This is a genomic window from Enterococcus sp. AAFC-DPL-5146, assembly GCF_058216635.1.
This window is the reverse complement of record NZ_CM177103.1, coordinates 1,568,021-1,581,118: the sequence shown is the minus strand read 5'-3', so window position 1 is coordinate 1,581,118 and position 13,098 is coordinate 1,568,021. Positions and strand designations below refer to the sequence as shown.

Sequence of the window (13,098 nt, the reverse complement as noted above, 5' to 3'; positions counted from 1 at the left end):
ATAAGATGTTTATCAATGTCTCAGATAAGAAAGAATTTTTGCTTTGGTTAGTCAATAATATTTCATTTAGTCAAAGGGAAGTATTATGGATTTTAAATTATTTAATCAATCATGAAGCTATTTTAAATAATGTCCATTTTATAGAGCAAGCGGATAAAGCGGCTCGTGGATTAAAAGTCACTTCAAGAGAGATGGAAGATGAACCTATTAGATTGTTTCTATCAGGAAAAGAATTTACAGATACAGATCAGATTTTTCATGAAATTCGTATGAATTGGAAAGATGCATTGTACCTAGAATGTGTGTTTGATGGATCTTGGCAAAACAGTCAATATCTATCGATTTTAGAAGATAACCCTTATGCCCGTTGGAATGAACAAATAAGTGAAGACGTGGTTGAAAATATCAATAACTTCTTTGCTCAGGAAGAGAAACAAGCAAAAATGGCTTTGTTATATAGTCAAATTGATTTGGCTTTGGAAGATAATAATTACGAAGCGTTTTTAGAATTGACAAATGAATTAAACCATTTAAAAAACATCTGATCTAAAGAAATAAAAACTGGCTAAAATAGACGACCAAGAAAGGTACTTGTCTATTTAGCCAGTTTTTATGTTAGAATCGTTACTATTTTAGTTGAGCTGAGTTTTTCTTTTAAATAGATTTTTTGCGGGTCTAGCATAGGTAAATCCTTCGCCAATAGCTTCATGGACATTTATAACAGAAATAAAGGCTTTAGCATCTAGTTCGTGAACGATACGTTTGATTTCCATAATTTCGCTAGGACTAACAACAACATAAAGGACTTTTTTATCCACTTGAGAATAGCCACCTTGTCCATCTAGATAAGTTACACCGCGTTCTAAAACAGCCATAATTACTTCGCCGATATCTTCAGTATGATCTGAAATCACTAATATCCCTTTAGCGGCATAAGCACCATCTAAAACCGAGTCAACTACTCTGCTGAAAACAAATGAAACAATCAGTGTATACATCATTCGTTTGACATCAATATAACTCAAAGAAAGAATTAAAACTAAGATATCAAAAATCAGCAATGAACGTCCCATGCTGATACCATAATTTTTTTCTAGAATACGAGCAACGACATCTGTTCCGCCAGTTGTTCCACCAACTCTATAAACTAATCCACTACCTATACCAGCGGCTAAACCAGCCAGTAAGGAGGCAATCAGTAAATCATGATCCAAGTTAATTTCGATTGGCCAGCGTTGCCATAACCATAAAAACACCGATAATGAAACAGTTCCTAAAATTGTATAATAAAAAGAGTGTTTACCTAAAACTTTTCCGCCGATTAAAATCAGCGGAATATTGATAATCAAAGTTGAGTAAGCAGGATCAATATAAAAAAGTGCACGTAAAATCAAAGTAATACCAGTTACTCCACCCTCAGCTAAATCGTTGGCAATGTTAAATGTGACTAACCCAAATGCATAAAGACATGTTCCAGCTAAAATTAATAGAACATCTTTTACATAAAATTTTTTTTCTTCCATGATTTTACCTCCATATCCAGTACTCACTTTATCATTCTCATTATAAAACAACAAGTAGAACCTTTCCAGATTGCGTAGTTTTTGATAAGATGTTTAGTAAGAAAGGTTGGGGTAAAATGAAAGACAAGAATCAATCGCTTACTTCCATGCAGCAAGAAGTAGATGCATATATCCAACAATTTAAAACAGGTTATTTTTCTCCATTAAGCCAAATGGCACGTTTAACAGAAGAAGTAGGTGAATTGGCTAGAGAAATCAATCATTACTACGGTGAAAAGCCTAAGAAGGCAGAAGAAAAACCAAAAACTGTTTCTGAAGAACTTGGAGATGTGTTATTTGTCACGATGATTATGGCAAATTCATTGGATATAGATCTAACCGAAGCATTTCAAAAAAATATGGATAAATTCAACCAACGAGATAAATTTCGGTTTGAACGAAAGGACGGGCAGACTAATGATTAAAATTCTAGTCGCAGGTTTTAAAGGGAAAATGGGCGCTACTGCTACCAATATGGTTTTAAATCATGATGGATTTGAATTGGTCGGTGTGTTAGATCCATTTGAAGAAAAGACAAACCTCAATCAGTTAGCAGAGTACTCAACAACTAATGTTCCGATTTTTAAAAACAAAGAAGAGGTACTTTCTTCGAAACCAGATGTTTGGATTGATTTCACAATTCCAGCAGTGGCATATGAAAATACTCGTTTTGCTATTGAACATAAAATTTCACCTGTTGTCGGAACAACAGGTTTAACAGAGGAGCAATTGTCTGAATTAACAGCTCGCTCAGAAGCATTAAAAGTCGGTGGTTTGATTGCCCCCAATTTTGCTGTTGGAGCGGTTTTAATGATGCAGTTTGCCCAAAAAGCAGCTGAATATTTTCCAGATGTTGAAATTATCGAGTTGCACCACGACAATAAATTAGATGCGCCAAGCGGAACTGCAATCAAAACAGCTGAAATGATGAGTGAAGTTCGCTCGAAAAAAAATCAAGGTCATCCAGAAGAAAAGGAATTGATGGAGGGCGCACGCGGTGCTGATTTTGAAGGGATGAAGATTCACAGTGTTCGTTTACCTGGTATGATTGCACACCAACAAGTGCAATTCGGCGGAGTTGGAGAAGGATTGACCATCAGACATGATTCTTATGATCGTAGTTCCTTTATGACAGGTGTTGCTTTGGGGTGTGAGAAGGTCATTCATTTAGATAAATTAGTCTATGGATTGGAAAATCTATTATGAAATTAGATACGATACCAGATGAATTTACCAAAGCAGCAAGTGTGCTTAAAGAAATCCAAGCTCATGGGTTTGAAGCTTATTTTGTAGGCGGTAGTGTTCGTGATGCTTTATTAAATCAGCCGATTCATGATGTTGATATAGCTACCAGTGCTTATCCAGAAGAAATCAAACATATTTTTCCTAGGACGATTGATGTGGGAATCGACCATGGGACCGTTTTGGTTTTAGAGGGTGAAGAACAATATGAGATCACTACATTTAGAACAGAGTCAACCTATCAAGATTTTAGACGACCTGATACCGTGACTTTTGTGCGATCATTAAAAGAAGACCTGAAACGACGAGATTTTACTATTAATGCATTAGCGATGGATGTTGATGGCAATATTATTGATCTCTTTGATGGAATGGATGACTTAGATCAACAGATTATTCGAGCTGTGGGCAATCCTAAAGAACGTTTTCATGAAGATGCCTTACGAATGATGAGAGGATTGCGTTTTGCTAGCCAATTAGATTTTACAATCGAAGAAAATACATTGGCTGCTATTCAGGAATTCCACCCGTTATTAGGTAAAATATCTGTTGAACGAATTGCTGTTGAATTTATCAAACTGTTATTGGGGAAAAATAGGCGAGCGGCATTGTTGCCATTTATTGAGACTGAATGTTATCAATATTGCCCAGGGTTAAGTCCATTTGGGGAAGCTTTATTCACTTTTTCTGAACTTCCAAATCAACAAATTCAAATAGAAAGTGAAGCTTGGACATTGTTACTGAAAACAATGCAGTTAAAAGAAAGTGACGTTCGTGGATTTTTGAAAAAATGGAAACAATCGAATCAAATGATTCATGATGTCCAACACCGAATTTACGGATTGAATAAACGCTTGACAGAAGACTGGCAATTACAGGACTTATTTGATTTAGGTTTAGACGCAGCTTTGTCGGTAGAAAAACTATTGTTTTATTATGGGCAAAAGAGTAAACTTGAAGATGTAAGAGATTGTTATTTACGCTTGGCTATTCATGATAGAAAAGAACTTGCCGTTACTGGAAACGATTTATTAGAGTATTTTGATAAAAAACCAGGTAAATGGTTAGGTGAGATGATTGAATCAATCGAATCAGCTGTAGTAAATAACAAACTAGCAAATGATAAAGAAGTGATACTTGCATTCGCAAAGGAAATGATTGATAAGGAGTGATAATCTTGAAAGAGTTTTCTAAAGAGTTTGTAGTGGAATCAAAGGATACAGCAAAAGAAATCGGTTCCGGTGATTTAGATGTATTAGCTACACCATCTATGATTGCGATGGTGGAAAATACAGCGAAAGAATACTTGCACAAAGAATTAGCACCAGAAGAATCAAGTGTAGGTACAATCATTGAAGCCAAACATTTAAGACCTTCTAAAGTTGGTGCTGATATTATCGTAAAAGTAAAAGTAGAATCTCAAGAAAAATCCAAAATAAATTTTTCTTTTACTGTTTTAGATGGTCAGCAGATCATAGCGACTGGTATTCATCAAAGAGCTGTTATCTTAACAGATGTTTTTTTGAGTAAATTAGCACTTCCAAAGTAAAAAGACGAATAGTGTGACCTAGGTTAAAAGTTATGCTAAACTTAACTTTGTATAAATTATTTTAGATAAGGAGACTTATATTATGAGTAGAGAAATGACCGGATTAAAATTTTATTTTAGAAATGGTGAAACTTGGACGATTGGTCGTCGCTTCATCGGTGATTTATGGATCAAACAAATTACAACTAGCTTTGGCCGTATTCATGGAAGTGAATTTATGGAAATCCATCCATGTGAAGGGTTTAAAATTGAAATTTTTCAAGAAGGCGATCACGTACAAACACACGATATCAATCTTGGTGGGCTTGAATTAGGTATGTTTGCTCGTGCCTTAAAATATGAAGATATTGAACGTATGGAAATTTTATACAAAACTGGTACACCAGATTTAGTTTACTTCCCATACAAAGACAAAACTGACGAAGGCTTAGATAACATCTATCAATCTACTAAAGTCAGTGAAAAAACAAAAAGTTTATATATCGTAATTGACCCTAAACAAACAGTTGACGATGTATATGGTGAAGAATTATAATAAAGCACTGTTTTGACCGTAGATATCTTTCTAGAAAGATTCTGCGGTTTTTTCATTAAAGTTTATAAGATGAGGTGATAAAGTGAGAGCGATTGAACTATCATATATTGAAAATCAAGCAGTTTTACAGCTGAATAATAAGGCTGAGTTACCTATAAGAAATCCAAATCAGCTATTAGTAAAAGTAGAAGCTGCTGCAATTAATCGAACAGATTTAATGGCAAAATCGACTGGGAAACTACCTAAGGGAAATGCAATTTTAGGTGTTGAAGTTTCTGGAACTGTGATAGAAAGCAATTCTGAACTTTTTCCTAGTGGAAGTCGGGTGATGGGGCTTGTCAATGGTGGTGGTTATGCTGAATATGCTGTAATGAATCTTGGTAATGCACTCTCTTTACCTGAACGGTTGTCATTTGAAGAAGGAGCAGCAATTCCAGAAGTATTTTTGACTGCATACCAAACGTTATTTTGGCTTGGAAAACTAAAGTCTACAGAATCTGTCCTTATACATGCAGGAGCTAGCGGGGTAGGAACAGCAGCAATTCAATTAGCTAAACAACTTACTTCAGCAAAAATTTTTGTCACAGCAGGTAGTAATGAGAAGCTTGAATTATGTCGCACACTAGGAGCGGATGTTCTGATTAATTATCATGACGAAGATTTTAGTGAGAGAATCCAGCAAGAAACAGCTGGAGAGGGAGTTAATGTTATTTTAGATTTTATCGGTGCTTCTTATTGGGACAAAAACATAGCAAGTTTATCTTATGATAGCCACTTAATACTTATTGGGATTTTAGGAGGTGCGCTTGTAAAAGATGTTAATTTAATGAGTTTATTGGAAAAAAGAATAATAATTAAGGGTACATTACTTACACCTAGAAGTGATGAGTATAAAGCTAAATTAACAAAAGAATTTTCAGAAAAAACTAAGCTATTGTTTGAAACAGGTCAAATAAAACCAATCATAGATTCAACCTTTTACTTGGAAGAAGTGGAACAAGCCCATCAATTTATGAAAAGTAACAAAAATAAAGGGAAAATCATTTTAAAAATAAATCGTCGAGTCGTCTGAAACAAAAAATAACTATGAAAAGCACTGGTACGCAAGGTTTTATATGAATAAACGAAAGAATTTCATATGATATTAAGAAAAATAAGTTGACACCATGTATACGTAGGTATATACTGATAACAATTCTTAAATAATCAGTTACGGAGTGAGTCATAATGACAACCATGAAACATAACCAAATACAACTGAATAATTATTACTTTAGCTATTTTAGATGAGTTTGTATTCATGAACATTATGGATGCAGACTAGCAAGTTTGTATCTATGATGGCTAGGGGATTTTGAGATGACTTTCAGCCGCGTAGATGAGTAAATCTATAGTGGCTTTTATATTACCTATTTTTTGTGAGGTGTTCACTGTAGATTTTTCTAAAATTTACGTGAATACCTTTTTTGTTTGAAATAAAATCAAGTTTTAGGAGGAATTAAGATGGAAAATAAGATCACAGGTCACACAAGATTAGCCGCATTATTTGCTACACCAATCCGTCACAGCGTTTCACCAATGATTCATAATACAGCGTTTCAAGCATTAGGTATTGATGCCGTATACCTTGCTTTTGAGGTTGGAACGCAAGGGCTCGCGCAAGCTATTGATTCAATTAGAAATCTAGAAATGTTGGGCGCAAACTTATCAATGCCAAATAAAATTTTAGCTGTTGATTATATGGATGAGTTGAGTGAAGCTGCTCGTTTGATAGGAGCGGTCAATACCATCACCAATGAAGGTGGTAAATTAACGGGTCATAATACTGATGGTACAGGATTTATGAGAAGTTTGGAAGATATTGATGTAACTATCATAGGAAAAAAAATGACGATTATTGGTGCAGGTGGAGCAGCCACAGCGATTATTGTACAAGCCGCTTTAGACGGTGTAAAAGAAATTACTGTCTATAACCGAAAAGATGATTTTTATGATAATATCAAGAAAAAATTAGCATACATCTCTGATAATACAGAATGTGTTATTACTTTACATGACTTAGCAGATCAGAATGAATTGGCAAAAGATGTATCTGAAAGTGCCTTATTACTAAATGCAACGGGTGTTGGTATGAAGCCATTAGAATCAGAAACACCGATTCAAGATTTTTCAATTATTCGTCCTGATTTAGCTGTATGCGATGTGATTTATACACCACGAGAAACAGAATTTTTAAAGCAAGCTCGTTTGCGTGGGGCTAAAACAAACAACGGGCTTGGCATGTTGTTATATCAAGGTGCTGCTGCTTTTGAAAAATGGACAGGACAAGAAATGCCAATAGAAATCGTTAAACCAATTATTGAAAACAACTAATATTTATCTAGGGAGAGAAAAACAATGATCGTAATTATGAAATCAGAAGCAACCAAAGCACAAATCAATACAGTAATCGAGCGAGTAAAAAAAGAAGGACTAGAAGTTCATCTAAGTGAGGGCAAGGAACAAACAATCATTGGTTTGGTTGGTGATACAAGAAAAATGCAAGATGTGGCATTCAATAGTTACGATGGTGTTGAAAATGCAGTTAGAATTTCATTGACCTACAAACTAACGAGTCGTGAATTTCATCCAGAAAACACAATTGTTGATGTGGATGGCGTGAAAATAGGTGATGGTAGTATGACAATGATGGCAGGACCCTGTTCAATAGAAGGGTTAGATCAAATTCGTGAATGCGCCAGAATAGCTAAAGCAGGTGGTGCAACAATTTTACGTGGTGGAGCGTTTAAACCAAGAACATCTCCGTACGCTTTTCAGGGACTGGAAGAAGAAGGATTAAAGTACATTCGTCAAGCGGCAGATGAATTTGACATGAAAGTAATCACAGAAGTAATGGATGAAGCACACATTGATATGATTGCAGAATACAGCGATATTTTGCAAATTGGTGCTAGAAACATGCAAAACTTTAAATTATTACAAGCTGTTGGAAAAACTGGCAAACCCATTGGATTAAAACGCGGTATTTCTGGTACAATTGATGAGTGGTTAAATGCGGCAGAATATATTGCTGCACAAGGAAATTTCAATGTGATTTTTATTGAACGAGGCATCCGCACTTACGAAACAGCTACTCGAAATACACTAGATCTAAGTGCCGTTCCACTAATTAAAAAATTAAGTCATTTTCCGATCATTGTTGACCCAAGTCATGGGGTAGGAATCTGGGATCTTGTTCCTTCAATGGCACGAGCAGGTGTTGCTGCAGGAGCCGATGGTTTAATTGTTGAAATCCATCCGGATCCAATCAATGCATGGTCTGATGGTCCTCAATCACTTAACGAAAAGACGTACTTACGTATGATGGAAGAAGTACACATCATTGAAAAAGCAATGAAAGAAATTAACGCTTTAGCATAAAATTAAATTAAAAATGTCAAAAAATGGGGGTTGAATCAAATGGAACTCACGGTAACTTTACCCAATCATTCTTATGATTTGATTATTGAAAAAGGAATTTTGGCCAATATTGGTCAATGGGCGAAAGAGTTATGGTCACCACAAAAAATTGTAATCATAACAGATACAAATGTAGCACCTTTATATGGCAATCAAGTTGAAGAACGTTTGAAAGAGGCTGGATTTGATCCATCACTTTTTGTGATAGAAGCAGGAGAACAAAGTAAAAGTTTATCTGTAGCTGCTGAAATTTATGATTTTCTAGCAGATGAAGGTTTGACAAGAAGTGATGGGATAATTGCTTTAGGCGGTGGTGTTGTTGGCGATTTAGCTGGTTTTGTTGCTTCAACATACATGCGAGGTGTTCATTTTTTACAAGTTCCAACTACATTATTAGCTCAAGTAGATAGCAGCATTGGCGGGAAAACAGGTGTTAATACGACAAAAGCGAAAAATTTAGTGGGGACATTCGCCCAACCAGATGGCGTGTTGATTGATCCTGATACATTGAATACATTAGAATTAAGAAGAGTTCGTGAAGGGATTGCTGAAATCATCAAATCTGCTGCAATTGCAGATAAAAATTTGTGGTATAGATTGGATGAGTTAAAGGATGAGCATGATTTATTGACAAATGCGGCAGAGATTATTGCAGCATGTTGTCAAATCAAACGTAAAGTAGTTGAAGAAGATGAACTGGATAATGGTGTTCGCTTACTTCTTAACTTTGGGCACACAATAGGACATGCTTTGGAAAATACTGCTGGTTATGGAATTTTGACTCATGGTGAAGGAGTAGCGATTGGGATGAGCCAAATCACTAGAGTTGCAGAAGAAAAGAAATTAACACCAACCGGAACGACGAGACAGTTAAATAAAATGATTAAAAAATTTCATTTGCCAATTACGTCTGATTGTTGGAACCAAGAGCAATTATATACTGCATTGACGCATGATAAAAAAGCGCGAGGCGAAGAAATCAATATTATTTTACTAGAATCAATAGGTGAGGCAAAAATTGTCCGTATTCCAATTGAAGAAATGAAGAGTTATTTAGACTAGGGGGAATTTATATGCGTTTTATTACTGCGGGAGAATCACACGGACCAGAACTAACAGCAATTATAGAAGGTTTGCCAGCAGGTATGCCTTTATCGCCAGAAGATATTAATTTAGAATTGGCTAGAAGACAAGGTGGATATGGTCGAGGCGGAAGAATGCTGATTGAAAAAGACCAAGTAAGAATCACATCTGGGATTCGTCATGGAAAAACATTAGGCTCACCAGTTACACTAGTTGTTGAAAATAAAGACTGGAAAAACTGGACATCTGTTATGTCTATCGAAGAAGTTACAGAAAAAGAGAAGAAAATTCGTCGTCTAAATAAACCGCGTCCAGGACATGCAGACTTAGTTGGTGGTATCAAGTATCAGCATGATGATCTTAGAAATGTATTAGAGCGTTCATCTGCTCGAGAAACGACTATGCGTGTAGCTATTGGTGCTGTTGCTAAAAAATTATTGAAAGAATTAGATATCGAAGTTGCTGGACATGTGGCTGTCTTAGGCGGAATAAAAGCTGTAATTCCAGAGAATTTAACCGTTAAAGAAATTAAAGAACGTTCAGAAAATTCAGATGTTCGAGTATTGGATCCATCAGTGGAAGATGAAATGCGCAGTTTGATTGATCAAACAAAGAAAAATGGAGATACCATTGGTGGTGTCGTAGAAGTTATTGTAGGCGGTGTACCAATTGGTCTAGGTAGTTACGTTCAGTGGGATCGTAAGTTAGATGCAAAAATCGCGCAAGCTGTAACAAGTATTAACGCATTTAAAGGTGTTGAATTTGGTATTGGTTTTGAAATGGGATTCAAGCCTGGTAGTCAAGTGATGGACGAAATCATTTGGAATGAAACAACGGGGTACACTAGGACATCAAACAACTTAGGTGGTTTCGAAGGCGGTATGACAAATGGAATGCCAATCATTGTTAGAGGGGTAATGAAACCTATTCCGACTTTATATAAACCTTTGCAAAGTGTGAATATTGATACAAAAGAACCTTTTAAAGCAAGTGTTGAACGTTCTGATAGTACAGCTGTTCCAGCCGCTAGTGTAGTTTGTGAAGCTGTTGTAGCAACAGAAGTCGCGCAAGCGATGTTAGAGAAATTCGGCAGTGATGCTTTTGAACAAATGAAAGCAGAAGTAAAAGCTTATCGTCGCTATACTCAAACGTTTTAAGAAAAATATAAATGGAGAGTGGCGTGTAATGAAAAAAAAGGTATTAATTGTCGGCTTAGGTTTAATTGGCAGTTCATTAGCACTTTGTATAAAGAAAGAACATCCATTAGTGACAATTATTGGAATAGATGAATTGGATACTTCTGAAGAATTTGCTTTAAAAAGACAGATCATTGATCAAAGAGGATTATCTTTAGAAACATCGGCAGTACAAGCAGACGTGATTCTCTTGTGTACACCTGTAAAAAGCGTGTTAGGACAAATAAAAATCCTTGGGGAATTGCCGTTAAAAAAAGATGTGATTATTTCAGATGTAGGCAGTACGAAAAGTGAGATCATAGATACTGCTGAAAAGGCTGGTTTAAAAACGTTTATTGGCGGACATCCAATGGCTGGATCGCATAAGTCTGGTGTCACTGCAGCAGATGAAAACTTATTTGAAAATGCCTACTATATCTTAACTTCATCTGATACAAAGAAACAATCACAAGTTAGTGAATTAAAAAAATTATTAGAAGGCACTAGAGCAAAATTTGTCGTTCTAACTGGGGAAGAACACGATCAAATTACAGGAATGCTCAGCCACTTACCTCATGTTATTGCTGCAGGCTTAGTCAATCAAAGTAAAATGTTTAATGAAAAACATCCCCGGTCTCGTCAACTAGCAGCTGGTGGATTTCGTGATATTACTCGAATTGCTTCATCAGATCCCCAGATGTGGACGGATATTTTATTAAGCAATAAAGAGGCGTTGTTGGAATTAATGGATTCGTGGCAAGCTGAAATGGAACAAGTTTCATCATGGATTCAAACTGAAAATAAAGAAGCTATTTTTCAATTTTTCTATGAGGCAAAAGAAACGCGTAATCAAATGCCTGTTCATAAAGAAGGGGCAATTCCAGCATTTCATGACTTGTTTGTAGACGTTCCAGATGTCCCAGGTGTTATAGCTGAAGTCACAGGATTACTTGGAAATGCGAGGGTATCACTGATTAACTTAAAAATTCTTGAAACACGGGAAGATATTTATGGCATTTTACAATTAACATTTAAACGTGAAGAAGATTTAAAAAAAGCTAAGGAAACCATTGAAAAACAAACGGATTATTTATGTTATGAAAAATAGAACGTTGTTATAAATCTGGTATCTAGCTTTGTGGGCCAGTTCTTCGAAACAAGAGCTGAAGAAGCCCACTCCGCTTTTAAATTTAGGAGGGATTTTTTGGAATTAGTAATCAATAAAGTTGGTTTAAAGGGAATGATCGACATTCCTAGTGACAAATCGATTTCTCATAGAAGCATCATGTTCGGCGCTATTGCCGAAGGGAAAACAACGATTAAAAACTTCTTGCGTGGGGACGATTGTTTAAGTACATTGAAAGCATTTCAAGATTTAGGTGTGAAAATAGAAGATGATGGCAAAATCATTACGGTTCACGGAACGGGGGTCTCTGGATTAAAACCGTCAAAAAAAGCTATTGATGTGGGAAATTCAGGAACCACGATTCGTTTGATTATGGGGATTTTAGCGGGGACGTCTTTTACTACTGAATTATTTGGCGATCATTCAATTGTAAAGCGGCCGATGAATCGAGTGATGGTACCAATCAATCAAATGGGAGCTGTCTGTTCTGGGCATGATGGAACAGAATTCCCGCCACTGACAGTAACGGGGACAGAGAGTTTATTACCTATCAATTATCAGATGCCTGTTGCTAGTGCACAAGTCAAATCAGCCATTCTTTTTGCGGCGATACAAGCTCAAGGAGAGTCTGTTATTATAGAAAAAGAGAAGACAAGAGATCATACAGAAGATATGATTCGTCAGTTTGGCGGTGAAATCACTGTAGCAGGTAAAGAAATCCGGATTAAAGGTCCACAGAAATTAATAGGCCAAGAAGTCATTGTACCAGGAGATATTTCTTCGGCAGCGTTCTTTCTTGCAGCAGGTTCCATCATTCCGGATAGTCAAATTATTTTGAATAATGTTGGCTTAAATCCAACCCGTACAGGTATAATTGATGTTATCCAACAAATGGGTGGGAAACTAAGCATTCAAGAAACTGGCAGCAAAGAAAATAAAGCAGGAACATTAACTATCGAAACCAGTGAATTAACAGGTATTGAAATTAGTGGTGAGATTATTCCTAGGTTGATTGATGAGTTACCAATCATTGCTTTATTAGCAACTCAAGCGCAAGGAACTACAATTATTCGTGATGCTGAAGAGTTGAAAGTCAAAGAAACTAATCGAATTGATGCTGTGGCTAATGAATTAAATAAAATGGGTGCTGCTATCGAACCAACTGAAGATGGGTTGATTATTCATGGAAAAACACCATTGCATGGTGCAAACGTTACGAGCTATGGTGATCACCGTATTGGCATGATGCTCCAAATTGCTGCTCTTTTAGTCAAAGATGGATCAGTCAAATTAGATAAAGCAGAGGCGATTTCTGTTTCTTATCCACCCTTTTTTGATGATCTAAACAAATTATATCGATAAACGGA

The 13,098-nt window shown here is 36.0% G+C and carries 14 protein-coding genes; 13 read left to right on the top strand and 1 reads right to left on the bottom strand.

The genetic code is table 11. The annotated features are described in order from the left end of the window. The first annotated feature begins 5 nt into the window (after positions 1-5). Entirely contained in the window at positions 6-545 is a 540-nt protein-coding gene (locus AC4BB2_RS07085; RefSeq protein WP_490472268.1) for a ReoY family proteolytic degradation factor, read from the top strand. 87 nt (positions 546-632) lie between these two features. Here AC4BB2_RS07085 and AC4BB2_RS07080 read toward each other — a convergent pair whose 3' ends face one another. Beyond that, on the bottom strand, positions 633-1,523 hold the full coding sequence (locus AC4BB2_RS07080; RefSeq protein ID WP_490472267.1) for a YitT family protein: 891 nt from the start codon (positions 1,521-1,523) through the stop codon (positions 633-635). A gap of 116 nt (positions 1,524-1,639) precedes the next feature. Here AC4BB2_RS07080 and AC4BB2_RS07075 point away from each other — a divergent pair, with 116 nt between their 5' ends. From AC4BB2_RS07075 to aroA, 12 genes are all read left to right on the top strand, one after another. Continuing rightward, positions 1,640-1,987, top strand: coding sequence for a nucleotide pyrophosphohydrolase (locus AC4BB2_RS07075; protein WP_490472266.1), 348 nt, complete (start codon positions 1,640-1,642; stop codon positions 1,985-1,987). Beyond that, positions 1,980-2,768 carry a 4-hydroxy-tetrahydrodipicolinate reductase gene (dapB, locus tag AC4BB2_RS07070; RefSeq protein WP_490472265.1) on the top strand — a complete coding sequence of 263 codons (789 nt, stop codon included), beginning with the start codon at positions 1,980-1,982 and terminating at the stop codon, positions 2,766-2,768. Before AC4BB2_RS07075 ends, dapB begins: the two co-directional genes overlap by 8 nt. Then, positions 2,765-3,976 (top strand): CCA tRNA nucleotidyltransferase, encoded by a 1,212-nt coding sequence (locus AC4BB2_RS07065; protein ID WP_490472264.1) that lies wholly within the window; start codon positions 2,765-2,767, stop codon positions 3,974-3,976. The genes dapB and AC4BB2_RS07065 overlap by 4 nt, the downstream gene beginning before the upstream one ends. Positions 3,977-3,981: 5 nt before the next feature. Continuing rightward, positions 3,982-4,353, top strand: a complete 372-nt coding sequence (locus AC4BB2_RS07060; protein WP_490472263.1) for a thioesterase family protein — start codon at positions 3,982-3,984, stop codon at positions 4,351-4,353. Positions 4,354-4,435: 82 nt separating this feature from the next. Then, on the top strand, positions 4,436-4,888 hold the full coding sequence (locus AC4BB2_RS07055; protein ID WP_490472262.1) for a hypothetical protein: 453 nt from the start codon (positions 4,436-4,438) through the stop codon (positions 4,886-4,888). Between the two features lie 82 nt (positions 4,889-4,970). After that, positions 4,971-5,960 (top strand): NAD(P)H-quinone oxidoreductase, encoded by a 990-nt coding sequence (locus AC4BB2_RS07050; RefSeq protein WP_490472261.1) that lies wholly within the window; start codon positions 4,971-4,973, stop codon positions 5,958-5,960. Between the two features lie 431 nt (positions 5,961-6,391). Next, positions 6,392-7,261 carry a shikimate dehydrogenase gene (aroE, locus tag AC4BB2_RS07045; protein ID WP_490472260.1) on the top strand — a complete coding sequence of 290 codons (870 nt, stop codon included), beginning with the start codon at positions 6,392-6,394 and terminating at the stop codon, positions 7,259-7,261. Between the two features lie 24 nt (positions 7,262-7,285). Further along, entirely contained in the window at positions 7,286-8,308 is a 1,023-nt protein-coding gene (aroF, locus tag AC4BB2_RS07040) for a 3-deoxy-7-phosphoheptulonate synthase (RefSeq protein WP_490472259.1), read from the top strand. A 39-nt stretch (positions 8,309-8,347) separates the two neighbouring features. Next, positions 8,348-9,409 carry a 3-dehydroquinate synthase gene (gene aroB, locus AC4BB2_RS07035; RefSeq protein WP_490472258.1) on the top strand — a complete coding sequence of 354 codons (1,062 nt, stop codon included), beginning with the start codon at positions 8,348-8,350 and terminating at the stop codon, positions 9,407-9,409. 11 nt (positions 9,410-9,420) lie between these two features. Next, entirely contained in the window at positions 9,421-10,587 is a 1,167-nt protein-coding gene (gene aroC / locus AC4BB2_RS07030) for a chorismate synthase (RefSeq protein ID WP_490472257.1), read from the top strand. A 28-nt stretch (positions 10,588-10,615) separates the two neighbouring features. After that, positions 10,616-11,713: a prephenate dehydrogenase gene (locus AC4BB2_RS07025; protein ID WP_490472256.1), complete on the top strand. Its 1,098-nt coding sequence runs from the start codon at positions 10,616-10,618 to the stop codon at positions 11,711-11,713. A 96-nt stretch (positions 11,714-11,809) separates the two neighbouring features. After that, complete coding sequence (aroA, locus tag AC4BB2_RS07020; protein ID WP_490472255.1) at positions 11,810-13,093, top strand: 3-phosphoshikimate 1-carboxyvinyltransferase; 1,284 nt, start codon at positions 11,810-11,812, stop codon at positions 13,091-13,093. Positions 13,094-13,098: the final 5 nt, after the last annotated feature.